Genomic DNA, 23,105 nt, shown 5'->3' with positions numbered 1-23,105 from the left:
TTTAGCTGAGCCGCGCTGTTAATCTTTAAAGGTTAACAGGTGCCTTTTGGGACGCAGTATTAACGAATTGAAAATGTGGAAATTCGTACGTTTCAAGCGCTGAAACGTACGATTCCCTTTTTAGACGCTATTGCTCTGCCGCGAGCAAGAGAACCCAGCGTGTATCTGACCCGGTACCTGCCTTTGCCAATCCGTAATCTTCGAAGTTTGGATTGATGTTGTTGGCGTGGTGACCGGGGGAGTTGGTCCAAGCGTCGAGCACTTCTTCTTCGGATCGTTGACCTTGGGCGATGTTCTCGCCGTAGGTGCGCCATTGGTATCCTTCGGCTGTGATGCGGTCGCCGGGAGAGGAGCCGTTGAGGCCGGTGTGGCTGAAATAGTTTTGGGCCAGCATGTCGTCGGCGTGACCTTGCGCTGCGGCGGCAAGGCGGGCGTCAAAGGCGACGTTGCCTGCGCCGTTTGCCAAACGGACATTATTCAACTGACTGGAAAACGTAAGATCATCGACTGTGCTTGGGGTGGAGGGTGCGCCGCCGCCAGATCCGCCGCTGGGCGCGCCACCTGTTGTTCCGCCACCAGAACTGCCGGGGGCTGGTGCGGGCGCGGCTGGGCCGGGCGGGGGAGATATGGCTGCGGGGACGATTCCTGTACCGCCGCCGCAAGCGCTGAGCAGGGCGAACGCTGCGATAGGTAAATATTTATTCATTATGTGCTCCATGACACCTCGGGGCTGACCTAACCTTGGCGGGGTCATGCTGTACATTGGGGGATGTTTTTGGCGATTTAAGGAGCAATTTCGCGCTGATTTGGGCTGGTGCGTCGGCGAGGGATTGCTGAAATCTGGGCTGTGTTTGGGCCAGCGTTGCCCGCAGAAGGCTTGTGGTTGAAGGCTGACGCTGGATCGGGCTGATGCCCAAGGAGGCCCTGTGACCCAAGCGACATTGACGCGATTGAAACGCCTGCTGTTGTGCGGCGTGTTTGCCTGTTGGGCGGGCGGCGCTGTTGGGCAAGTATCCAATGGCTATGCGGATTTGATGCAAGCCGCATTGGTTCAATCGGAGCAGGGGCAGTTTGAGGCTGCGGCGCGATTGGCGGGGCAGGCGTTTCGGGCAAGCGATGATCGGGCGCAGAAATTGCAGGCCGCGCGGTTGGCGGCAGGGGCGCGTTTGCAGGCGGGGCAGTTTACGCAATCGGAATGGCGGCTGCGGCGGGCGGCGAATTATGCGGGGTCGGTTGAAGAGGCCAATCGGGTGAAGCTGGATTTTCAATCGGTGCGGGCGCAGAACCCGTTATCGGCGCAGTTAAGCTTTTCGATTGGTCCGTCTGATAACATCAACGGTGGCGCGACGGATCGGTTTTTCTATTTGGATCAGATCAAGTTGGAATTGCCTGCGAGTGCGCTGGCTTTGTCCGGTGTCGAGGTCTCTGGTTCTGCGGATATTAAGTATGTGGTTGCTCAGGGGCCGCGGCATCGGACTTCGGTTGGGGCGTATTTGTATGGGCGTACCTTTGCCTTGTCTGGGGCGTCAAAGTCTGCGGTGCCGGATGCTTTGGGCAGTGATTATGCGTTAACGCAGCTGGATTTGTCGGTGTCGCATTTGCGGTTTTTGTTTGAGGGGCAGGGGCCAAGTGGGGTGTCGTTTCATACGGGGCAGACTTGGTACGGGGGCAGCGGGTTGTGGCGGTACAATCGGCTGGCTGTGTCGCAGGAGCTGAAAGCGGGGGATGTCTCGACTGTAACTTTGCGCGGCTTTGTCGAAGGGCAGCGTGCGATTGCGGCGGGGCAGCCGGATAGCACGATTTATGGGGCGCAGGCGGTTTATGCACGGCGGATGGGCAATTTGGATGTATTGCGCTTTGCTTTGGACAGCCGGTTTCAGGATGCGGATATTGCGACCTATACCCATTGGGCGCATCGGTTGACGGTGCAGTATGATCTGGCGCAGCCGGTGTTGGGCACAAGCCTGTCGTTGGCGGCGACCGTTGGGCGCAAGAGTTACGATGAGTTTTCACTGTCTTTGGATGGGCGGCGGGATTGGTCGGTGTCTGTGGGCGCGACGGCGGTGTTTAATCAGATTTCATATTATGGCTTTTCGCCCAGTTTGACCGTGTCAGCCAGTCGGACGGAATCTAATGTTTCGCGGTTCTCGACTGAAGGGATGCGGGCGAGTTTTGGGTTTACCTCAACGTTTTGACGTTAGGTTCGTTAATTTTGGTTTCGAATTGTGAAACCTAGCCTTGTGGGCGTTTGGGTTTGCGCTTATGTTAGCGCTATCATTAGTGAGTCGTGGGAGGCACCCCACGAATGACGGGAAACCTATTGGCGGGACCAGCATTGGGCCGGCTTATTTGCTGCGACTATCGCTTGCGGCTTTGTCTGGTTTTTGCGACATCCGGAGGTGTTTCTGTTACGACACGCACCTATGGGAGGGCATGTGGCGAACCACGTGCAAGGGGAAGACTATGGTTTCACGCGTAATTCCAGTGAGCTCATTTGATTTGGTGCTGTTTGGTGCCACAGGTGATCTGGCGCAGCGTAAGATTTGGCCGGGGCTGTTTCATCGGTTCTTGGCTGGTCAATTTGATGAGCAGAGCCGGATTTTGGGCGTCTCGCGGTCAGAGCATACGCGCGAGGCGTTTCAGGCGCGGGTTCAAAAGGCGATTGCGGAGGAGGCTGAAAATGCTGACGACGTGGCGCGGTTTTTGGAGCTGGTGGATTACATATCATTAGATGCGACCGGTGAACGTGGCTGGGAACAACTGGCCGGCGCTGTGCGTGATGGGGTTGTTCGGGCGTTTTATCTGTCTGTTGCGCCGCGGTTCTTTGGGCCGATTGCGCGCCGTTTGCAGCAAAGCGGTGTTGCTACGGCGGATAGCCGGATTGTTGTTGAAAAGCCGTTTGGTCACGATCTGGACTCCGCAAAGGCGTTGAATGCAGAGCTGAGTGAATGCTTTGAAGAGCATCAGATTTACCGGATCGACCACTATCTCGGTAAGGAAACGGTGCAGAACCTTATGGCGCTGCGCTTTGCCAATTCGCTGTTTGAGCCGCTGTGGAATTCTTCGCATATCGACCATGTTCAGATCACAGTGGCTGAAAGCCTGTCGGTGGACGGGCGGGGTGAATATTACGATCAGTCGGGCGCGATGCGGGATATGGTGCAGAACCACCTGATGCAGCTTTTGTGCCTAACTGCGATGGAGCCGCCTTCGAAGTTCACGCCAAATGCGGTGCGGGATGAAAAGGTGAAGGTCATTGAGGCACTCGAAGCTGTTCCCGTGAAAGACATCGCACGTGGGCAATATGAGGCCTCTGGCGATCAGGGCAGCTATCGTGAACATGCGGGGAATGAGGATTCGACCACGGAAAGCTTTGTGGCGATGAAGGTGGACGTGGCTAACTGGCGTTGGGCGGGGACACCGTTCTACTTGCGTACCGGCAAGTGTTTGCGCCGCCGGATGTCTGAAATTTCCGTCCACTTCCGTGCGCCACCCCATATGATTTTTCCGGGTACTGAAACACCACAGGGCAACGTGCTGGTTATTCGGTTGCAGCCTGATGAAGGCATGACGTTGCACACCACGATCAAAGATCCGGGTCCGGGTGGTATGCGGTTGACCGAGGCGTCGTTGGACATGACTTTCGCCGATAGCCTTAAAGGATCAGAGCAGCCGCAGGATGCCTATGAGCGTTTGATCATGGATGTGATCCGTGGCGACCAAACGCTGTTTATGCGCGGCGATGAGGTTGAGGCGGCCTGGTCTTGGGCTGACCCAATCATCGCAGGCTGGACGGACAGAAATATGAAACCGCAACCCTATGACGTGGGCAGTTCTGGCCCCGAAGACGCGTTGTTGTTGATGCACCGAGACGGCCGCCGGTGGCGCGCAATTGGCTCATGATCCTGAATTTGAGAAACGAAAGCGATAGACCATGACTTTGAATGCGACACTTCAAGCCGTCACTGAGCGGATCATCGCACGCAGCGAAGGCCCTCGGGGCATCTATTTGGCACGAATGGCGGCGGCGACGTCCAAAGGACCAAGCCGAGCGCATCTGTCTTGTAGCGGGCAGGCGCATGCCTATGCGGGTGCCGGACCGGATCAGGATACATTGGCGACGACGGATGCGGGCAACCTTGGGATTGTCACTGCGTATAATGACATGCTGTCGGCGCATCAGCCGTTTGAACGCTATCCGGCGTTGATCCGGGATGCGGCGCGGTCTGTTGGTGGAACGGCGCAGGTCGCTGGCGGTGTGCCTGCGATGTGTGACGGCGTTACGCAGGGCGAGCCGGGCATGGAGCTGAGCCTGTTTTCGCGCGATGTGATTGCGATGGCGACGGGGATTGCCCTAAGCCACAATACCTTTGACGCGGCTGTGTTCCTTGGGGTTTGCGATAAGATCGTTCCGGGATTGGTGATTGGGGCGCAGGCCTTTGGTCATTTGCCAGCGGTGTTTATCCCGGCAGGTCCGATGACCAGCGGTATTTCTAACGATGAAAAAGCTGAAGTTCGTCAGAAGTTTGCCAAGGGCGAAGTTGGGCGTGATGCGCTGATGAAGTCTGAGATGGGGGCCTATCATGGGCCGGGGACCTGTACGTTTTATGGCACGGCGAACACCAACCAGATGTTGATGGAATTCATGGGTTTGCATCTGCCGGGCTCTAGCTTTGTCACGCCGAATACCGAGTTGCGGGATGCCTTGACCGCTGAGAGCGCGAAGCGGGCGCTTTCGATTTCTGCGCTGGGTAATAACTATACGCCGACGTGCGAGATTTTGGACGAGAAGGCCTTTGTGAATGGGATCGTTGGTTTGATGGCAACGGGTGGGTCGACCAACCTGTTGATCCATTTGTTGGCGATGGCGCGGGCTGGTGGGATCATTCTGGATTGGGAAGATTTCGCTGATCTGTCTGGCGTGGTGCCACTGTTGGCGCGGGTCTATCCAAACGGTTTGGCGGATGTGAACCATTTCCATGCGGCAGGTGGTCTGGGCTATATGATCGGTGAACTGCTGAAGGGCGGATTGCTGCACCCAGATACAAAAACCATCGCTGGTGAAGGGTTGGAGCATTACACCACCGAGCCGTTCTTGGGTGAGGATGGTCTGACATGGCGTCCGGGTACCAAAGTGAGCTTGAACGATAAGATCGTGCGGCCTTTGGCTGAGCCATTCCAAGCGAATGGTGGTTTGTCGCGTTTGGCGGGGAACCTTGGCACGGGGGTTATGAAAATCTCTGCGGTTGCGGAAGAGCATCGTGTGGTTGAGGCACCTGTTCGGGTGTTCCATAGCCAAGAAGACGCGAAAGAGGCGTTTAAGGCCGGCGAACTAACGGGCGATGTTATTATTGTTGTGCGTTTCCAAGGGCCTAAGGCGAATGGTATGCCTGAGCTGCACAGCCTAACGCCGATGATGCAAATCATGCAGGGACGCGGGCAAAAGGTGGCTTTGGTGACCGATGGCCGGATGTCTGGTGCGTCTGGCAAGGTGCCGTCGGCTATTCACGTGTCGCCTGAGGCGTTGGACGGTGGGCCGATTGCTTATTTGCAAGATGGCGATGTTTTGCGGGTCAATGCGTTGACCGGTGAGTTGGACATTATGACGGATGGCGTGCTGGAACGCGCGCCAGCTGTTGCGGACATGGCTGGCAATCAAGCTGGCATGGGTCGCGAGTTATTTTCTGCATTCCGCGCATCTGTTGGCTCTGCCGACACGGGCGCATCTGTATTCGGAGTTTGATCAATGGCGATTACCCCTAAACAAGCCAGTGCTGCGGCGCGTGAGATTTGTCAGTTGGCGCCAATCGTGCCGGTTTTGGTTGTGCATGACGTGGCGCATGCGCGTCCGTTGGCAGAGGCACTGGTACGTGGTGGTTTACCGGCGCTTGAGGTGACGTTGCGCACGCCTGTTGCGTTGGACGTGATCCGCGAGATGGCCAAGGTTGAAGGTGGCGTTGTTGGTGCCGGTACTTTACTGACACCTGCGGATGTGCGCGCGGCGAAAGACGCGGGCGCTAAGTTTGGCGTGTCTCCGGGTGCGACGGACGTGTTGCTGGATGCCTGCGAGGCAGAAGATTTGCCGACGTTGCCGGGTGCTGCGACGTCTTCTGAAGCGATGCGCCTGCTTGAGCGTGGCTATGACATGCTGAAGTTCTTCCCGGCTGAGGCCAATGGCGGCGCACCTGCATTGAAAGCGATCGGTGCGCCGATCCCGCAGATTTCGTTCTGTCCGACCGGAGGCGTTAGCCCGGCGAATGCGACCGATTATCTGTCGTTGTCCAACGTTGTTTGTGCTGGTGGAAGCTGGGTTGCGCCCAGTGATCTGGTGAATGCTGGTGATTGGGATGCAATCGAGGAATTGGCGCGCGCAGCGAGCCAGTTGCCAAGATAAGCAGGGGGGCTTGCGAAAGGCCCTTTGCGACCTCATCTTTGGTCTATGACAAATTGCATGTCGGAAGTCGGGGCAAATTCGCAAGAATATGTCCCATTTCCCTTGCAAATCCTTCATTCAGGTGGCACGCGATGTACCCGAACCTGAGAACAGCTTTGTAGGAATAGCGAAATGCCAGATCTTCGTTCCAAGACATCCACCTTTGGCCGCCGTATGGCTGCCGCCCGTTCGCTTTGGCGTGCCACAGGCATGGGCGATGATGACTTTGGGAAGCCGATCATTGCGGTCGTGAACTCCTTTACGCAATTCGTGCCGGGGCACGTCCACCTAAAGGACATGGGCCAGCTTGTTGCGCGCGAAATTGAAAAAGCTGGTGGTGTTGCCAAAGAGATGAACACCATTGCTGTGGACGATGGCATTGCCATGGGCCACGACGGGATGCTGTATTCTTTGCCATCTCGCGAAGTGATCGCGGACAGCGTGGAATACATGGCGAACGCACATTGTGTGGATGCGCTGGTTTGTATTTCCAACTGTGACAAGATCACGCCGGGCATGTTGATGGCCGCGATGCGCCTGAACATTCCTGCGATCTTTGTCTCTGGTGGTCCAATGGAAGCGGGCAAGGTGATCTTGGCCGATGGTGAGCAAAAAGCTGACCTTGTGACCGCGATTGTTGGCGCGACCGACGAAAGCCGCAGCGAAGAGGACGTGGCAAAGCTGGAACGCTCTGCTTGCCCAACCTGTGGTTCTTGTTCTGGTATGTTTACCGCGAACTCTATGAACTGCTTGGCCGAAGCGCTGGGTCTGGCATTGCCGGGCAATGGTTCGCTTTTGGCGACGCATTCCAAGCGTGAAGGTCTGTTCAAAGAAGCGGGTCATAAGATCGTTGAGCTGTGCGAGCGTTGGTACAAGCATGACGACGCAAGCGCGTTGCCACGTGGTATCGCGACGTTTGATGCCTTTGAAAACGCGATGATGCTGGACATTGCGATGGGTGGTTCGACCAATACGGTTCTGCACCTGTTGGCGATTGCGAGCGAAGGTGGCGTTGATTTCACCATGGCGGACATGGATCGTCTAAGCCGTGAAATCCCGCATCTGTGTAAAGTGGCACCGTCGACGCCAAAGTATCACATGGAAGACGTGCACCGTGCCGGTGGTATCGCGCGTATTCTGGGTGAGCTTGATCGTGCGGGCCGTATTCATCGTGATTGTGCGACTGTTCATGAGAGAACGGTTGGTGAGTTCATCGACAAATGGGACGTCCGCCGCGAAACTGCGGGTAACGAAGCCCATGATCTGTATATCGCGGCACCTGGTGGCGTGCGGACGGTTGAGGCATTCAGCCAATCGCGCATGTATACCGAGCTTGATCTCGACACAGAAGATGGTTGTGTACGTGACTTTGACAACGCTTATTCCCAAGAGGGTGGTCTGTGCGTGTTGTTCGGCAATTTGGCGGAGCAGGGCTGTATTGTTAAGACCGCTGGCGTAATCAAAGACATGTATGAGTTCGAAGGCACGGCGAAGGTCTTTGAATCACAAGATGATGCGATGAACGGCATTCTGCGGAATGAAGTGAAAGAGCATTCTGTTGTCATCGTACGCTATGAGGGCCCAAAGGGTGGTCCGGGTATGCAGGAAATGCTGTATCCAACCGCTTATCTGAAATCGAAAGGTTTGGATAAAACCTGTGCCTTGGTGACGGATGGTCGTTTCTCTGGCGGCTCTGCTGGATTGTCGATTGGTCACGTTTCGCCGGAAGCGGCTGAAAAGGGTCTGATCGCTTTGGTGGAAGATGGTGACAAGATCACGATCTCTATCCCGAACCGGTCTATCAACTTGATGGTCAGCGAAGACGAAATCGCGCGCCGTCGTGCGGCACACCCACAAGCGGATAAGAAAGCGTGGAAAGCTGTAGGGCGTCCTCGTGCGGTTTCTAAAGCGTTGAAAGCTTATGCGGCGCATGTGTCTAACGCATCTTTGGGCGCGGTTCGTATCGTTGAGGAAGATGAGTGACGCTTTGGCGTCACTTTTCCTAACTTACTGTTAGACAGCAAAAAGGGCGCCTAAGGGCGCCCTGTTACGTTTAGGAACTGACGAGAGCTTAGATGCCCATCTTGTCAGAAAATACGTGACGTACGATTGTTTCGCGTGTCATGCCGCGTGCTGCCAACTCTTCGTCGGTCATCGCGTTTAGGAATTCTACTTGTTTCGCGCGGCTGGATGCTTCGCCGATCGCTACCAAAAAGTTGCCAGCTGCCACGAAAGGAGCGGCCAGTGTGCGCCAGATGCTAAGAGGCGCGCGAACGTTGATTGCAGTGTTTGCCATGGGACATACTCCGTGTGTTTATGGTGTCTCCCTGTGGTCTTTTTAGAACTGTAAGGCGGACATCTCTACAGACAGTTTGGAATGCCCGCCTTGCGTTTGATGCAATGCTTATTTCTTTTGTGCCTTTTTAGGCGGCATTTGTGGCGGCGCTGATGGGGCCCGTTTTACGGAACGCGCCGCTGGGGTCGCGGGTTTTGCAGGCTTGACTGCTTTGGTTTGCGCGACAGGTGCTGTTTTGGCTGGTTCGGCCGGTTTAGCAGCAGGCACAGGTTTGATCGGTGCTGTGGCGGCCTGTGGTGTCGAGGGCTTTGCAGAGGTCGGCTTTGCTGCAACTGGTTTTGCTGGGGCTGGCTTTACCACGACGGGTTTGGCAGGGGCTGGTTTAACGGCGACTGTGGCCTTCGGTTTTGGCTTGGCCGTTTTTGCTGCGGGTTTGGTTTGCTTTGGCGCGGGTTTAGAGCCGACCTTGGAGCGTTTGGCAGGTTTCAGCGCAGCGGTGTAGGGGGCGATCAAGGCTTCGCTGAGGGCGATGTTGACGCGGAGTTGCTGCTCGACGGCTTTGCTCATCAGTTGCAATCCCGCAAGGGATGCTTCGACCGGGTGGATAAACAAGTTCATTTCAACGTTCCTTTAGATCTTGGCTTGGCCGTAGTGCGGCACGTTCTCTTAGCGTTGGAAAAAGTTAAGTTTGTCTTAATAGCTTTCAGGATGACCCAGATTATTAGGGCTCTGTAAACAGGGTGCGCTGTCGTGTCCCTGTTTGGAACCGCTGTGCGTCGGTTTCGTGACATCTTTAATAGGTTCTGCGAGGAATGCCTTGATTTGCGTCAAAACCAGCTTTTGCGCGTAAGTTATGTGCTGCGTCACCGGCGGCGTTGCACTTTTGGCTGGTTCAGCGCATTTTCCAGCCAACGAATCAAGCGCCCCTCAGGAGGACTTCATGAGCTTCGACCGTTCTGTCAAAATTGCCCCGTCCATTTTATCTGCAGATTTCGCCAATTTCGGTGCCGAAATCGAAGCTGTTGAGGCGCAGGGCGCTGATTGGATTCATGTCGACGTTATGGATGGCCATTTTGTGCCAAACTTAACATTTGGCCCGCCATTGTGTGCGGCGATCCGCAAGCACATCAACACGGTGATGGACGTGCATCTGATGATCTCGCCTGTTGATCCCTACATCGAGGCCTTTGCAGATGCCGGTGCCGACGTTTTGACAGCACACCTTGAGGCAGGGCCGCATATTCACCGGACGTTGCAAGCGATCCGTGGTGCTGGCTGTAAGGCTGGTTTGGCATTGAACCCTGGCACAGGTGTGGAAGATATTGATTATCTTTTGGACATGGTTGATTTGATCTGCGTTATGACCGTGAACCCCGGCTTTGGCGGCCAGAAGTTTATTCACAGTCAGGTAGAGAAGGTACGAAAGCTGCGCTCTATGATCGGGGATCGTCCAATCCATATCGAAATCGACGGTGGCATCACGCCAGAAACTGCGCCTTTGATGGCGGCGGCGGGTGCTGATGTTTTGGTGGCTGGTTCTGCGGTGTTTAAAGGTGGCTCTGTTCAAAACCCTGCGCCTTACGGCGAGAACATTCGCGCAATCAAAGCGTCCGTCGTGTAAATCAATCGAGAGATACGCGCCGGAAAGAAAAGCACCAATGCTTCGTTGCATTGGTGCTTTGTTGTTTTGGTAGGGTTGTTACTTCAGGTCGATTGTTGACAGCGTGTAGGGTTTGTTGTGGCCCTTGTTCACAATGCCATCACCCTTCATGAGGTCAAAGTTAGAGACGATCAGTTGGCCGTTATAGACGATCAAGTCAGCTGGCTGGTCGAGTTCACCGTTTGCACCGTCGCTGTCGCCGTTTTCAGTCAGAACAGACGTGTTACCTTGTGGGTCGACTTTGATGATCTGATTGCTGCGGAAGCCTGCGAGATAAAGATTGCCCATCTCGTCGATGGACATTCCGTCTGGACCAACAGTGGTCGGCACTGTGGCATGCACGTGTTGCGAGATGACTTTGCCTTCGGCATCTAAGGTCAACTTGTAGACAATCCCGTCACCAAGGTTGGCTGTGTACAGATGACCTTCGGCATCAAAAACAAGCCCGTCCAAGCCAAAGCCGGCATTCGGGTTTGTAGTATGATCTAGGAAGATCAGGGTCTCGGATGTGCCGTCGCTGGCAACAACAAGATCACGGTCGGTTTCGTTGAACCGGTAAATACCGCTTGCGATATGTGGTCCTACAACTTTTGGAAGACGCAATTGGGTGATGTAAATTGCGCCGTTGTGGTAGCGCAGGCCATTTGGTGCGCTGAGGCCTGAAGCAACGACTTCGGTCGCGGCGATTTTGCCCGCATCAAAAGTCACGCGAAGCACGCGTCCATCGTTGCCGCCGCGATTGTCCGCGATGAACAGTGCACCATCTGGAGCATAGGCCATGCCCATTGGGCGTGTTTTTCCGTCCTGTGTAAATTCAGAAAGTGTGCCGATGTCAAAAGGCGTGCCGTCCGGTGTAAGGCCGAGCAGGGCGCCCTGCTGTTTGCCAGCGGATCCTGCGTAGTTCGGGCAAGAGAGCGTCAGATTGCCATCTGGAGCAATCGCGAAAGCGTCTGGCGTTGGGCAAGTGTCCGGGAGGGACGCAAACAGTTCAGCTGGAATAAGGGGCGCATTTGCATCGAGCGCGTTGGCGTCTGTGGTCGAAAACACCCCTAGGATTGTGGCCAATGCCATCGATGACATGGTCGCAAAAAGGGTCCGGTTACGACGGGAGTTGACTGGTGTTGTGGAGGGCAGTGAAGTGAAAGATGTCATAATTCTGTTATACTCTCAGTGAGTTACGGGATTTGGGGCGCGTGCTAACTTGATAAGTTTCTCAAAATTGACTGTAAAGGGTATGGGGTAAAATATTAATATTATGATTGAATGAATGTGAGGAGTGCCTAAAAATCAGGCTTTATTGACCGTGGTCAATAAGCGGAAAATTGCTGAATGAATGTTTTGGGATCGGTTCTTGCCACGTTGCATAGCCATGCCATGCCATGCAATGCGCTGACGTGCGAAACAAAATCGGTAGCTAGAAGAAAGCTAAGTGCTGTTAAGTCATCTCTGGCAGAACCAAATCCGGCGGTAAGTGACCGTCTTGGAACGTCATGATGTTGAGCATGACTTTTTCGCCCATTTCCACACGGCATTCATGTGTGGCAGAGCCCATGTGGGGGAGCATGACAACGTTGTTGAGATTGCGTAGCTCTGCACCCATTTCTTCGCCACCTTCGTAGACATCAAGTCCGGCGCCCGCAATTTCGCCTGCTTTGAGTGCGCGAACGAGGGCGGATTCATCGATAACTTCGCCGCGAGAGGTGTTTACGATCACGGCGTCGGGCTTCATCAGTTTGAGGCGACGCGCGTTGACTTGGTGGAACGTGGACGGTGTATGCGGGCAGTTGATCGAGAGCACGTCCATACGTGCCATCATCTGATCAAGGCTTTCCCAATAAGTGGCTTCAAAGCGTTCTTCGATACCGGGGTGTAGTCGGCGGCGGTTGTGGTAGTGCACTTCCATACCAAAGGCGCGGGCACGGCGGGCGACGGCTTGGCCGATGCGACCCATGCCGAGAATGCCAAGTTTGCGGCCACCAACGCGACCCCCGAGCATGGCGTTGGGGGACCAGCCCTCCCATTTGCCGACTTTCATCTGCTCTAGGCCTTCGGGAATGCGGCGGGTGACGGATAGGATCAACGCCATGGTCATATCGGCGGTGTCTTCGGTCATAACACCAGGGGTGTTGGTAACGCTGATGCCACGCTTGCGGGCCTCGTCGACATCAATGTGATCGACGCCTGCGCCATAGTTGGCGATGAGTTTCAGATTTGGGCCAGCCTGTTCAAGTAATGCAATATCAATACGATCATTGAGAGTGGTGACAAGAACATCTGCTGTGGCGACGGCATTCACCAAATCCTCTTGAGGAATTGGGAGATCGTCGGGGCGCAAAGATACGTCGAACAGCTCTGATAGGCGTGCCTCGACTGCTTCTGGCAACCGTCGCGTTACAACAACACTCAGACGCTGCTTTGGCATTTTGCTCCTCCCCGTTCTTCCCAAATCAGGATGTTGATGGCACAGTGCCTTACTGAATGACGGGGCACAAGAACCCCCGCGCAATTTTGTTATCAGGCGGATGAATTTAGTGATGGGCAGACGGGCAAAACAGCTCTCTCTTGGTGTATTGGCACTGATTTTCGCAGCTGGCGTTGCTGCGGCCGAGATCAAACGCGGGCCAATCACGAACTTGCCATTGCCGCGGTATGTTTCGTTGAAAGCCAGCAAAGCGAATGTGCGGCGTGGACCGTCGTTGACGCATCGGATCGACTGGATTTTTAAGCGCCGCGATATGCCGTTGGTGATTACGGCAGAGCATGGCCATTGGCGCCGTGTTCAGGACCGTGACGGAGCCGGGGGCTGGGTGCATTATTCGCTACTGTCAGGCAATCGCACGGTGATTGTTGAGGCGGATATGTTGCCGTTGAACGTGCGGCCAGAGCCCAACACAACGATTGCCGCACAACTGGAATTGGGTGTGGTTGCGAACCTTGGGAAATGTCACCCGGAATGGTGCCGATTGTCTGTGGGTGGTTACAAAGGCTGGGCCCGCAAGAGCGACATTTGGGGTGTTGGTGCCGATGAGGTGCGTGACTAACGCGCGCCTAGGGCAAGTGGGCGAGGCGCGGTAACGCCTCGCACCAATTATCAGGCGACGGCGCAGTTGATGAAGCCACCGTCAGCGGTGATTTCGCTGCCTACGATAAATGCACTTTCATCAGATGCGAGGAACAGAACCGCGTGGGCGATGTCTGCGGCAGTGCCCATGCGCCCGACGGGCATACGGGTTTTGATGAATTCTTTCGTTGCGACGGTCGTTTCAGCATCCATGCCCATTTTGTCAAAGATCGGCGTATCGGTTGGTCCGGGGCAGATGCTGTTTACGCGAATGCCTTTGGGCAGTAGCTCTGTTGATAGGGTGCGAGCAAAGGTGCTGACGGCTGCCTTGCTGGCGGCATAGACCGACATGTTCGGATCACCTGAAACGTTGGCAACTGAGGTGGTCAGGATGATCGATGCTGGGTCATTGATCACGGCCAAAGCAGCCTGAACGGTGTGAAATACACCTTTGACGTTGATGTCGAGTGTGCGGTCAAGATGTGCAGCGTCGGCGGCCTCGAACGGCAGAAACTCTGCGATACCGGCGTTAGAAAAGACGACATCGACCTTGCCGAATTGTTCTTTGGTGGTCGCAAAGAAGGCGTCGAGATCTGCGCGGTTTGTGACATCCCCCTGGATAGTTAAGAAGCCATGCGCTTGCTGTGCTGCGGCAAGCGTTTCTGCGTTACGGCCAAAGATGGCGACATTTGCGCCTTGGTCTTTAAAGGCGATGGCTGTTTCTAGGCCTATGCCTGAATTGCCACCGGTGATCGCGACGGTTTTGTTTTGAAATCGCATTTGGCGCTCCTATTGAATGTTGTGCTGCCCTGATGCGTCGATTATCGATATAAGTGAAATGGATATATGGAATGATTTTTATTCACGTGGTGAATGGTTGTGAACCTTAGAAAACTCGATTTGAATTTGTTGGTGGTGTTTGATGCCATCTATGCAGAGCGCCATATCACCCAGGCGGGGCATCGTGTGGGACTGTCTCAGCCTGCGGTGTCAAACGCTTTAAGGCGGCTGCGTGATGTTCTTGAGGATGAGCTTTTCACGCGTGGGCCTGACGGGTTGTTGCCCACCGCACGCGCGCAGGAATTGGCGGGTCCGGTGCATCAGATATTAGAGGAACTCTCGCAAGTTTTGGATCAGAGGCCGTTTGATCCGGCAACGGCGCAGGGCGTTATCTCTATTGCGACGGTTGACCTGTTTGAGGCGCTGATTGTCCCCGGATTGGCAGTGGCCCTTGCCGAACGTGCGCCGGGTCTGAACCTGCGGTTGGTGCCAACCTCTGGGCAATCTTATGAGATGCTGGATCGTGGGGAAGTGGATTTGGCTGTGGCGTCCTTTGGAGCCTTGCCGAAACGTTTTGAGAAGCAAATCTGCGCCGTTGCGGACTATGGGTGCATCATGCGTGTGGGGCATCCACTTGCTCAAAAGCCAATGACGGCGGAGGGCTATGCAGGGGCGCGTCATGTTTTGCTAAATCCAAGGGGTGATATGCGGGGCTGGGCAGATGATGCGCTGGAGGCAAGGGGGATGCAGCGGCAGGTGTGTTTGACCGTTACCAACTTTATGTCGGCGCGGCAGGTTTTGTTGGAAACGGATGCCATCATGACGGCACCGCAGCCGATGGTGGATCATATGGCGAAAGAGGCGGGGCTGGTTGCCTGTGACTGTCCACTGGTCGCGCCTGATGCTTATAGGAGCCTAGAGGTCATTTGGCATAAACGGCTGTTTTCGCATCCCTTGGGCGCTTGGTTCGTTGATTTGATTGGCGAGGTTTCTGACCACGTTTTTGGGACGGATGATCAGAGATAGCTTAGCCGAACACGGACCAACCAGTCATTTGCGCAAATTTTTCAATAGCATAAGTGCCGAGTTGCGAGTTGCCGTATTCGTTTAGGCCCGGTGACCAGACCGCGATTGAGGCGCGGTTGGGGGCGATTACCAAGATGCCGCCGCCCACGCCGCTTTTACCGGGCAGGCCGACGCGATAGGCGAAATCACCAGACCCGTCGTAGTGTCCACAGGTCAGCATCAAGGCGTTGATGCGGCGGGTGCGTTGCAAGGAAATCAAGCGTGGTGCATCGGGGTGGCCGGTGAGGAAGCGCCCAGCCATTGCAAGCTGTTGGCACGACATTTCGATGGCGCATTGGTGGAAATAGGTGCCGCAGGTGCGATCGGGGTGGTTTTGCAGGTTGCCGTAGGATGCCATGAAGTGGGCAAGTGCGAGATTGCGATCACCATGTTCGGTTTCAGAGTGGGCGACGGTGTCGTTTATGTGGATGTCAGCGTCTTCGGCGGAGGTTTGCACGAAACGCAGCAATTCGCCCAAGACTTCTTTGGGTTCGTGACCCGTCAGGATCGAGTCAGTGATCGCAATGGCCCCTGCATTGATGAAGGGATTTCGGGGAATGCCGTTTTCTTGTTCGAGCTGAAGGATCGAATTGAACGGTAGGCCAGAGGGTTCACGGCCAACGCGCGTCCAAAGTTGATCGCCAAAGCGGCCAAGTGCGAGAGCGAGGGTGAAGACTTTGGACACCGATTGGATGGAAAACGGGGTTTGTGCATCGCCTGCGGAAAAGCAGGTGCCATCTGGCAAGGCCACGGAAATACCGAATTGGTTTGGATCAATTGAGGCCAACTCAGGGATGTAATCCGCCACCTGACCGCGATCTGACGCGGTGCTGACATCGCTTGCGATGCGGTTGATGATGCTTTGAATGTCCACGGTCGCTGTCCTGATTGCCTGCGCTATTGGTGGGTCAGAACGGGCGAGACATCAACTGGTTATTTGGTTTGGGGATAAACGCAAATGGTGTGCGGGAGGCATGGTTGGATGCCTCCGGCGGAGGTATTTAAGTCAAGAAAATGCCGTTTGTTATATCCGCTTTTTGATCTTGAGGTCTTCGTGCTCGTAGCCTTCGGCGCATTGTTTGGGGGTGAGGCGCGCTATGAACGTGGAGTTGTCATAGCGCACTTGGTAAATAGGATTCAAATTCCGGACGCATGTGTCCAAATTCGACATCTCAAATAGATGCTTGGCAATTTAAGTTTAAAATGACAGGACTTAAAGCTTTCCCATAACATCAGAATTTTATCGGTTGAGCGCGGCACAATCCTCGGAAGTGAGTACAGCCGAAAGCGTCGTGTTTAGGTAATCGAAATCGTAGGTAATGCCTTTGATTCCCCCATTGAGGTAACTTTCGATCTCTCTGCAAATTTCTTTGGCCAATACCTGATCCGAGATAAACATGTTTTGCATACCATCGCGCTCACTTTCCTCTAATTTGGCCTCAACATTGTAGAAATAAACAATGAAATCATTCTCAATTTTTACGCGCTGCATAACGACGAACTCATCCACTTTCATTGGGAGCTGCTGGTTCAATTGCTTGAGTTCAGCTTCGATAAGCGCGCGTGGCGTAGCCACGGATGGGAAAAATAGGGTGAAGCAGGAGAACGCAAGCGTAGCAAAGCGCAGGCCTGCAATTGCGATCCCAAGCCCACCCCAAAAACCAGGCGTCCGATCATTGAAACATGATTTTATCATTGCTCTGAATAGAAAACCAAAAAGAACAGTGAAGGCCAAAACTATGTAGTTGTGGACAGCATGAAGCTGCTCCACGAATTGCCAGTCGGGGTTGGTTATCGTCTGATTGTTGAAAAAAAAGACGTAGAGCTTGAGGATAAACGAAGACCCTACAATACCACCCCAATAAGTCGCGGTGACGCTTGCGCCGCCATTAAAAAAACTTCTCATCAAATGCTCTTTTGCTATGTTGGCGGCCCAGCAAATTCAGGGCCACCTATTTGATTGCGTTATTTATAAACTTCGTCTTCCGAAGGGAAGGCCCGTGTTTTGACCTCTTCGGCGTATTCTGACACGGCACGTTCAATGGCTGGGCCGAGGTCGCCGTAGACTTTGACGAACTTAGGTGTCCATTCGTTCAGGCCTAGCATGTCTTCGAGGACGAGGATTTGGCCGTCGCATTCTGCGGATGCGCCGATGCCGATGGTTGGGATTGGGCATTCTTTGGTGATTTTGACGGCGAGGGGTTCAACGACACCTTCGACGACCACCGCAAATGCGCCTGCTTCGGCGACGGCTTTGGCGTCTTGGATAATAGCGTCCCAACCTGCTTCATCACGGCCTTGGGTTTTAAAGCCGCCCATGACGTGGCTGGATTGTGGGGTCAGGCCGATGTGCGCCATGACGGGAATGCCGCGTTCCACAAGGAAATGGATGGTTTCAGCCATGCGTGCGCCGCCTTCGAGTTTGACCGCGCCACAGCCGGTTTCTTTCATGATTTTGGCTGCGTTGCGGAAAGCTACGGCAGGGCTTTCTTCGTAAGTGCCGAAGGGCATATCAACCACGATCAGCGCTTGTTTGGTGCCTTTGACCACGGCTTTGCCGTGCATGATCATTAGATCAAGTGGCACGCCGATGGTGCTTTCCATGCCGTGCATGACCATGCCTAGACTATCGCCGACAAGGATAAAGTCGGCGTATTTATCAACGATGGCCGCCGTGTGGGCGTGGTAGCTGGTGAGCGAGACGATGGGCTCTCCGCCTTTGCGCGCCGCGATTTGGGGAACGGTTGTGCGGCGGATTGGAGTTTGTTTGCTCATGGCTGGATGACCCTTTGATCAAGGAGAAGGACGCCGCCGAATTCGACGGACAGCATAATGGCGGCAGGGGAGGTCAGAACGCCACTGATGTCGTTCAGTGTTTCTGCCTGGACAATATCAAGCCCGTGGATGGTAGCGCGGGGCTCTGAATTGATGGTGTGGGCAATGGTTTCGCGCAGGGACTCGACGGTTTTGTCTGTTAGCGCTTCTGCAGCGTTTAGGGATTGGGAAATGATAAGGGCAGCGGCGCGGTCTTCGGCGTTTAGGCGCACGTTGCGCGAAGACATGGCCAAGCCGTCCGCTTCTCGTACGATGGGCACGCCGATGATTTCAATTGGGAAGGCCAGATCGCGTGTCATGCGCTTGATGATTTGAAGCTGCTGGTAGTCTTTTTCGCCAAAGCATGCCAAATCCGGCTGCACAAAGTTGAACAGCCGCGCGACGACGGTGGTCACGCCGCGGAAATGGCCAGGACGCACGAGGCCGTGCAGCATGTTGGCCATGCGGGTGGTTTCGACGATGGTTTCGTCGCCCTCTGGATAGACGTCAATCACTTCGGGGATCAGCACCATATCAACGCCGGCGGCCTCGAGCATTTGCAGATCACGCTTTTCGTCACGTGGATAGCTATCCAGATCAGAGGCATCGCCAAACTGCGTTGGGTTCACAAAGATGGTGACAACAACGCGGTCCGCGCGGGCCTTGGCGGCGGCGACCAGTTCCATGTGGCCCGCGTGCAGAAAGCCCATGGTGGGAACCAAACCGACACTTTCGCCCGCTTGGCGAAAGGTTGCGACGGTGTTGCGACCGTCGGAGATCGTGCGGCAGACCTGCATGGGCACCTCTTTCTTAACAGTGTCTTGGGTTTAGCAAATGGTTCTGCACTGCGGCAAGGGGTATGTCTTGGCCGTAACGTCGCGTGCATTGCCTTGGAATCGGCAAAGTTTGGTCCGCATTTTCGGCACGATGTTGAAGGAACCTTTAAGTATTCGCAAAGGAGAGGCTTTGATGCGACGTGTTTTGCCAGTGATTTTCGCCAGTGTTTGTCTTGTCGGTTATGCCGTAGCAGATGCGCATCGCGATAAATTGGCAGATCAGCCTCAGATGCTAACAGCCGCCGCGCCAATTGCTGTGGATGTGATCGCCCAATAAGGGCGGGCCCCCGTGAAAACGGCGCAATGTTGCCTGTTTTCCTTCCTAATTGCGCCCAATCCCCTTGTTACCGTGAGCCAACGAATATGGGTCGGAGCACGCTATGTATAAACTCATTCCTGCAGCATTTGCCGTTATCGCCTTGGGCGCATTCCTGACGTTGGATTTCCTTGGGTATCGCGGCCGTGTGGTTGAATTGGCCGCTTTACAAGAGGCGACTGTGGTTAGCGATGGCCACTATGAAGAGGGGCAAGGGCCGTCTTATGTAGATCATCTGTTGTCCAAGATTGGCATGGCCGAGGGCTTGCCTGATCCAACGATTGAAACCGCAAAGATCAAACGCACGATTTTGCGCGATGCGCCCATGAACAGCTATTTCGCGACACCGTCAGAGGATGTTTTGGCGGGTTGGGAACGGATTGATTGGAACGATTCCTATCATACGGGCTTTGGCTGGCCGGATGGCATGAACGATCCGCATTATCCTGAAGGCAATCCAGATCTGGCACATGAGGTGGCGATTTACCTGAAAGGGAAGCATTCGATCTATTTGCGAGCAGAGTATTCCGAACCAACGCAGGTTTTGGCAACGCGTTTGAAGCAGGCGTATTGGGTTGTGGATACAGGCCGCGATTTAGGGCGTTTGTTGGATAGCCGCCCACGGGCGAGCTATTTCTGGACGAACATCAAAGAAAGCTCGAGAGGCGCGAGTATTTCGAATGGGATTGATGTTGAACATTTTCACAAGTTTGAAGGCGTTCACTTTTTGACGGCGAAGTCGTCAGCGGCGCGTCGTGATGAAAAGATGCGTTATATATTTGCGTCTTTGGCTGGGGGCGTTGTGATCAAGTTGCGGGCACATGCGCCAGAGGCAGTGATCAAGGAAGTGCTTGAAACGATTGATATTCAAAGCTTGAACCAAATGCAGACTTTGCCAAGCCCTTTGATTGCCGAGGGGCTGAATGATCTGGTGATTGATACGCCCGAGGCGTGGCTAGAGGCGCATGGTTTTGGTGAAGGATATGAACCACCAAAAGCGGCGCATGGCACCGATGTTGGGCATGCCACACCTAAGGCGCCTAAGGCTGCTAGCCATGGCAATGACAAGAAAGCGATGCCGAAGGTTCACAAGGGCGGATTTGCGAACAAGAACTGCGCCTCTGATGGTCAGGGCAAGAATTGCAAAGTGATCGCTAAGGCGCATTAAGCGGCTGAACTTTCCTGAATAAACTGCATTGAAACCGACCCGGGTCTGGCCCGAGGTCGGTTTTGTGCGATGAGGGGTCGGATGGATTTTGCGCGGGTGATTGAAATGGGTTGATATGGTTTCAACGCATTTTGAAGGAGTCGCCCGTCATGAAAACGCAAGTCAAAGCCCTCGTTGTAGGCGGTGGCGCGATCGGGACGTCGATTGCATATCATCTGGCCAAAGCGGGTTGGGATGATGTGATGCTGATCGAGCGCGATGAGCTGACGGCTGGGTCAACGTGGCATGCGGCGGGATTGCTGCCGTTGTTCAACATGTCCTATGCGACGACGCATATCCACAAGTACTCGGTTGATTTCTATAAGCAGCTTGAGGAAGAGACCGGTTTAAACGCCGGTTTTGCCGTTGTTGGTAACCTGCGCATGGCGCAGACGCAGGAGCGGATGGATGAATTTATGCTGTATGCATCCACTGCGGAAACCTGTGGTGTGCCCTATGAATGGCTGACCCCGGATGAGATCAAGGCGCGTTGGCCGCTGATCAAGACCGATGACCTGAAGGGTGCGTTGTATCACAATACGGATGGTTACATTAACCCAGCCGACGTGACCCAAGCGATGGCAAAGGGAGCGCGGCAGCGGGGCGTTGATATTGTGCGCAAAATGCAGGCCGATAGCTTTCATTGGAATGGCTCCCATTGGGAAGTGACCTGCACCAAAATGGTGGAAAAAGGCGGCAATCTTGTTGCGTCTGACGAGCAGGTGGTGATTACGGCAGAGCATGTTGTGACCGCCTCGGGGAACCACGCCCAGACCACGGCGAAGAAACTGGGGATCAAAATCCCGGCCATTCCGGTAGAGCACCAGTTTATCGTCATGGATAAAGACCCGGAGCTGGTAAAATATCGCGAGGCAGGCGGGGCGGAACATCCTGTGGTGCGTGATGCGGATGCGCAGTCTTATGTGCGCGAAGAGCGTGGTGGCTGGATTTTGGGTGTCTATGAAAAGAACGCGCCAGCGTGCTTTGAATATGGCGTGCCGGATAGTTTCCGCGCGGACCTGTTCCCGCTCGATCTGGAGCGGATCGAAGGCCAGTATATGGCGATGATTGATCGCATTCCGTCTTGTGAAGAAAGCGGTCTGAAAGATGATTTCAATGGTCCGATTTGTTACACGCCGGATGGCAACCCGCTGGTTGGTCCGGCACCTGGATTGCGGAATATGTGGCTGGCTGAAGGGTTTTCATTTGGGATCACTGCGGCGGGTGGCACGGGTTATTACCTTGCGCAGATGATGGTGGATGGCGAGGCCGAGATCGATATGGCCAGCCTTGATCCCAAGCGATATTCGAGCAATTGGATGACGACGGAGTTCGCAGCGCGCAAGAACGAAGAGTGCTATGATCACGTCTATATCCTGCACCACCCCGATGAAGAGCGCCCTGCGGCGCGGCCTTTGCGGACCTCGCCCGCGTTTGATCGTCAGGCGGCGCGTGGCGCACAGTTTGGCTGGGTGAATGGTTGGGAACGTCCGAACTATTACGGGCCCCTTGATGCGCCGAGCAATTTTGACGAAGAAGCGCGCTCTTTCCGCCGTGGCGGTTGGTGGCAATATGCTGTTGATGAGGCCAAGGCTATTCGTGAGGGTGTTGGCCTGATTGATGCGACGGCGTTCACGAAACATGTGGTCAAAGGACCGGGCGCGACCGCGTTTTTGGATTGGTTCACTTGCAACAAACTGCCAAAGATTGGCCGGATCAACCTGACCTATGCTTTGACGGCGGCGGGTACGACACGCACGGAATACACGATCGTGCGCAATGGTGAGAATTCATATTATCTGGTCTCTGCGGGGGCGTGGACGGAATATGACGCCGATTTCATGCGCAAAGCGGCCGAAGATAAGATGGATGAATTCGGCTACATCGAGATCCAGGATGTGACGACGCAATGGGGTGTGTTTGCCATTGCCGGACCAAAGTCGCGGGACGTATTGAAGGCCGTGATCAAGGATGCAGACCCTGAGACCGCGCTAAGCAATAAGCGGTTCCCTTGGTTGTCAGCGCGCCAGATCGAATTGGGCATGTGCCCGGTGAATGCGATCCGTGTGGCCTATACCGGCGAGCTGGGCTGGGAGTTGCATCATCCGATTGAAATGCAGAACTATCTGTTTGATTTGCTTGAAAAAGCCGGTGCCGATTTTGACATGAAGCTGGTGGGCGCGCGGGCGCAGAACTGGTTGCGTCAGGAGAAGTCGTATCGCGCGTTTGGGACTGAGTTGGGGCGTGATGCGTCTCCTATGGAAGCCGACCTGCCGCGGTTTATTGATCTGGGCAAAGAGTTTCACGGTAAGGACGCGATGGTTGAAACTGGCGTGCGGGTGAAGTGCTGCACGCTTTTGATTGACGGACCTGCGGATGCAGACCCTTGGGGGCGTGAAGTGCTGTATACGCCAGAAGGGGAACGCGTTGGGCGGTTGACCTCGGGCGGGTATTCCGTGGCTTTCGAGACATCCATTGGCATGGGCTATGTGACGCCTGAGCTGGCGGTTGAGGGAACGAAGCTGAAGGTCAAAATGTTTGATCAACTTTGGGATGCGGTTGTGACCTGTGACAGCCCGTATGATCCCAAGAACGCGACCATTCGCGTGGATGGGTAAGGCGGAGGAGGGGCGCTGC

At 54.8% G+C, this 23,105-nt stretch carries 21 protein-coding genes; 11 read left to right on the top strand and 10 right to left on the bottom strand.

What is annotated here, in order from left to right:
* Nucleotides 1-127: 127 nt before the first annotated feature.
* A complete protein-coding gene (locus Q4544_RS11395) occupies nucleotides 128-706 on the bottom strand; it encodes a CAP domain-containing protein (protein ID WP_303506362.1) in 579 nt (192 codons plus the stop codon).
* A 220-nt stretch (nucleotides 707-926) separates the two neighbouring features.
* Here Q4544_RS11395 and Q4544_RS11390 point away from each other — a divergent pair, with 220 nt between their 5' ends.
* The 5 genes from Q4544_RS11390 to ilvD all read left to right on the top strand — a co-directional run bounded on the left by Q4544_RS11390 (nucleotide 927) and on the right by ilvD (nucleotide 8,416).
* A complete protein-coding gene (locus tag Q4544_RS11390; protein ID WP_303506360.1) occupies nucleotides 927-2,195 on the top strand; it encodes a hypothetical protein in 1,269 nt (422 codons plus the stop codon).
* Between the two features lie 268 nt (nucleotides 2,196-2,463).
* Nucleotides 2,464-3,903, top strand: coding sequence for a glucose-6-phosphate dehydrogenase (gene zwf, locus Q4544_RS11385; RefSeq protein ID WP_303506358.1), 1,440 nt, complete (start codon nucleotides 2,464-2,466; stop codon nucleotides 3,901-3,903).
* Nucleotides 3,904-3,934: 31 nt separating this feature from the next.
* Nucleotides 3,935-5,743 (top strand): phosphogluconate dehydratase, encoded by a 1,809-nt coding sequence (edd, locus tag Q4544_RS11380; protein ID WP_303506356.1) that lies wholly within the window; start codon nucleotides 3,935-3,937, stop codon nucleotides 5,741-5,743.
* 3 nt (nucleotides 5,744-5,746) lie between these two features.
* On the top strand, nucleotides 5,747-6,394 hold the full coding sequence (gene eda, locus Q4544_RS11375) for a bifunctional 4-hydroxy-2-oxoglutarate aldolase/2-dehydro-3-deoxy-phosphogluconate aldolase (RefSeq protein ID WP_303506354.1): 648 nt from the start codon (nucleotides 5,747-5,749) through the stop codon (nucleotides 6,392-6,394).
* A gap of 171 nt (nucleotides 6,395-6,565) precedes the next feature.
* Nucleotides 6,566-8,416: a dihydroxy-acid dehydratase gene (gene ilvD / locus Q4544_RS11370; RefSeq protein ID WP_303506353.1), complete on the top strand. Its 1,851-nt coding sequence runs from the start codon at nucleotides 6,566-6,568 to the stop codon at nucleotides 8,414-8,416.
* Nucleotides 8,417-8,504: 88 nt separating this feature from the next.
* On the opposite strand, the gene Q4544_RS11365 is transcribed toward ilvD, so the two are convergent.
* Both Q4544_RS11365 and Q4544_RS11360 read right to left on the bottom strand, forming a co-directional pair.
* Nucleotides 8,505-8,729, bottom strand: coding sequence for a DUF1127 domain-containing protein (locus Q4544_RS11365; protein WP_303506351.1), 225 nt, complete (start codon nucleotides 8,727-8,729; stop codon nucleotides 8,505-8,507).
* 108 nt (nucleotides 8,730-8,837) lie between these two features.
* A complete protein-coding gene (locus tag Q4544_RS11360; RefSeq protein WP_303506350.1) occupies nucleotides 8,838-9,347 on the bottom strand; it encodes a hypothetical protein in 510 nt (169 codons plus the stop codon).
* A gap of 322 nt (nucleotides 9,348-9,669) precedes the next feature.
* Here Q4544_RS11360 and rpe point away from each other — a divergent pair, with 322 nt between their 5' ends.
* Nucleotides 9,670-10,350 (top strand): ribulose-phosphate 3-epimerase, encoded by a 681-nt coding sequence (gene rpe, locus Q4544_RS11355; RefSeq protein WP_303506348.1) that lies wholly within the window; start codon nucleotides 9,670-9,672, stop codon nucleotides 10,348-10,350.
* Nucleotides 10,351-10,428: 78 nt separating this feature from the next.
* On the opposite strand, the gene Q4544_RS11350 is transcribed toward rpe, so the two are convergent.
* Nucleotides 10,429-11,541, bottom strand: coding sequence for an SMP-30/gluconolactonase/LRE family protein (locus Q4544_RS11350; RefSeq protein WP_303506346.1), 1,113 nt, complete (start codon nucleotides 11,539-11,541; stop codon nucleotides 10,429-10,431).
* Nucleotides 11,542-11,824: 283 nt separating this feature from the next.
* Nucleotides 11,825-12,811: a D-glycerate dehydrogenase gene (locus Q4544_RS11345; protein ID WP_303506344.1), complete on the bottom strand. Its 987-nt coding sequence runs from the start codon at nucleotides 12,809-12,811 to the stop codon at nucleotides 11,825-11,827.
* Nucleotides 12,812-12,923: 112 nt separating this feature from the next.
* Here Q4544_RS11345 and Q4544_RS11340 point away from each other — a divergent pair, with 112 nt between their 5' ends.
* Nucleotides 12,924-13,430 carry an SH3 domain-containing protein gene (locus tag Q4544_RS11340; RefSeq protein ID WP_303506700.1) on the top strand — a complete coding sequence of 169 codons (507 nt, stop codon included), beginning with the start codon at nucleotides 12,924-12,926 and terminating at the stop codon, nucleotides 13,428-13,430.
* Between the two features lie 50 nt (nucleotides 13,431-13,480).
* On the opposite strand, the gene Q4544_RS11335 is transcribed toward Q4544_RS11340, so the two are convergent.
* A complete protein-coding gene (locus Q4544_RS11335; RefSeq protein ID WP_303506342.1) occupies nucleotides 13,481-14,230 on the bottom strand; it encodes an SDR family oxidoreductase in 750 nt (249 codons plus the stop codon).
* Nucleotides 14,231-14,329: 99 nt separating this feature from the next.
* On the opposite strand from Q4544_RS11335, the gene Q4544_RS11330 reads away from it, so the two are divergent.
* Nucleotides 14,330-15,256: a LysR family transcriptional regulator gene (locus Q4544_RS11330; RefSeq protein WP_303506341.1), complete on the top strand. Its 927-nt coding sequence runs from the start codon at nucleotides 14,330-14,332 to the stop codon at nucleotides 15,254-15,256.
* Between the two features lies 1 nt (nucleotide 15,257).
* Here the strand turns inward: Q4544_RS11330 and Q4544_RS11325 are convergent, their stop codons facing one another.
* The 4 genes from Q4544_RS11325 to panC form a co-directional block, all read right to left on the bottom strand.
* Complete coding sequence (locus Q4544_RS11325; RefSeq protein WP_303506339.1) at nucleotides 15,258-16,169, bottom strand: glutaminase; 912 nt, start codon at nucleotides 16,167-16,169, stop codon at nucleotides 15,258-15,260.
* A gap of 366 nt (nucleotides 16,170-16,535) precedes the next feature.
* Complete coding sequence (locus tag Q4544_RS11320) at nucleotides 16,536-17,201, bottom strand: hypothetical protein (RefSeq protein ID WP_303506337.1); 666 nt, start codon at nucleotides 17,199-17,201, stop codon at nucleotides 16,536-16,538.
* Between the two features lie 59 nt (nucleotides 17,202-17,260).
* On the bottom strand, nucleotides 17,261-18,070 hold the full coding sequence (gene panB / locus Q4544_RS11315) for a 3-methyl-2-oxobutanoate hydroxymethyltransferase (RefSeq protein ID WP_303506335.1): 810 nt from the start codon (nucleotides 18,068-18,070) through the stop codon (nucleotides 17,261-17,263).
* On the bottom strand, nucleotides 18,067-18,906 hold the full coding sequence (gene panC / locus Q4544_RS11310) for a pantoate--beta-alanine ligase (RefSeq protein ID WP_303506333.1): 840 nt from the start codon (nucleotides 18,904-18,906) through the stop codon (nucleotides 18,067-18,069). Before panC ends, panB begins: the two co-directional genes overlap by 4 nt.
* Before the next feature lie 172 nt (nucleotides 18,907-19,078).
* Between panC and Q4544_RS11305 the strand changes: the two genes are divergently transcribed.
* The 3 genes from Q4544_RS11305 (at nucleotide 19,079) to Q4544_RS11295 (ending at nucleotide 23,086) form a co-directional block, all read left to right on the top strand.
* On the top strand, nucleotides 19,079-19,222 hold the full coding sequence (locus Q4544_RS11305) for a hypothetical protein (protein WP_303506331.1): 144 nt from the start codon (nucleotides 19,079-19,081) through the stop codon (nucleotides 19,220-19,222).
* A gap of 103 nt (nucleotides 19,223-19,325) precedes the next feature.
* Nucleotides 19,326-20,429 (top strand): hypothetical protein, encoded by a 1,104-nt coding sequence (locus Q4544_RS11300; protein ID WP_303506329.1) that lies wholly within the window; start codon nucleotides 19,326-19,328, stop codon nucleotides 20,427-20,429.
* Nucleotides 20,430-20,578: 149 nt separating this feature from the next.
* Nucleotides 20,579-23,086, top strand: a complete 2,508-nt coding sequence (locus Q4544_RS11295; protein ID WP_303506327.1) for an FAD-dependent oxidoreductase — start codon at nucleotides 20,579-20,581, stop codon at nucleotides 23,084-23,086.
* The last annotated feature ends 19 nt before the right edge of the window (nucleotides 23,087-23,105 follow it).

Source organism: Cognatishimia sp. 1_MG-2023 (genome assembly GCF_030548175.1).
Classification (GTDB): domain Bacteria; phylum Pseudomonadota; class Alphaproteobacteria; order Rhodobacterales; family Rhodobacteraceae; genus Cognatishimia.
Note: the sequence above shows the minus strand (reverse complement) of the source record. Positions and strands in the feature narration are given on the sequence as shown.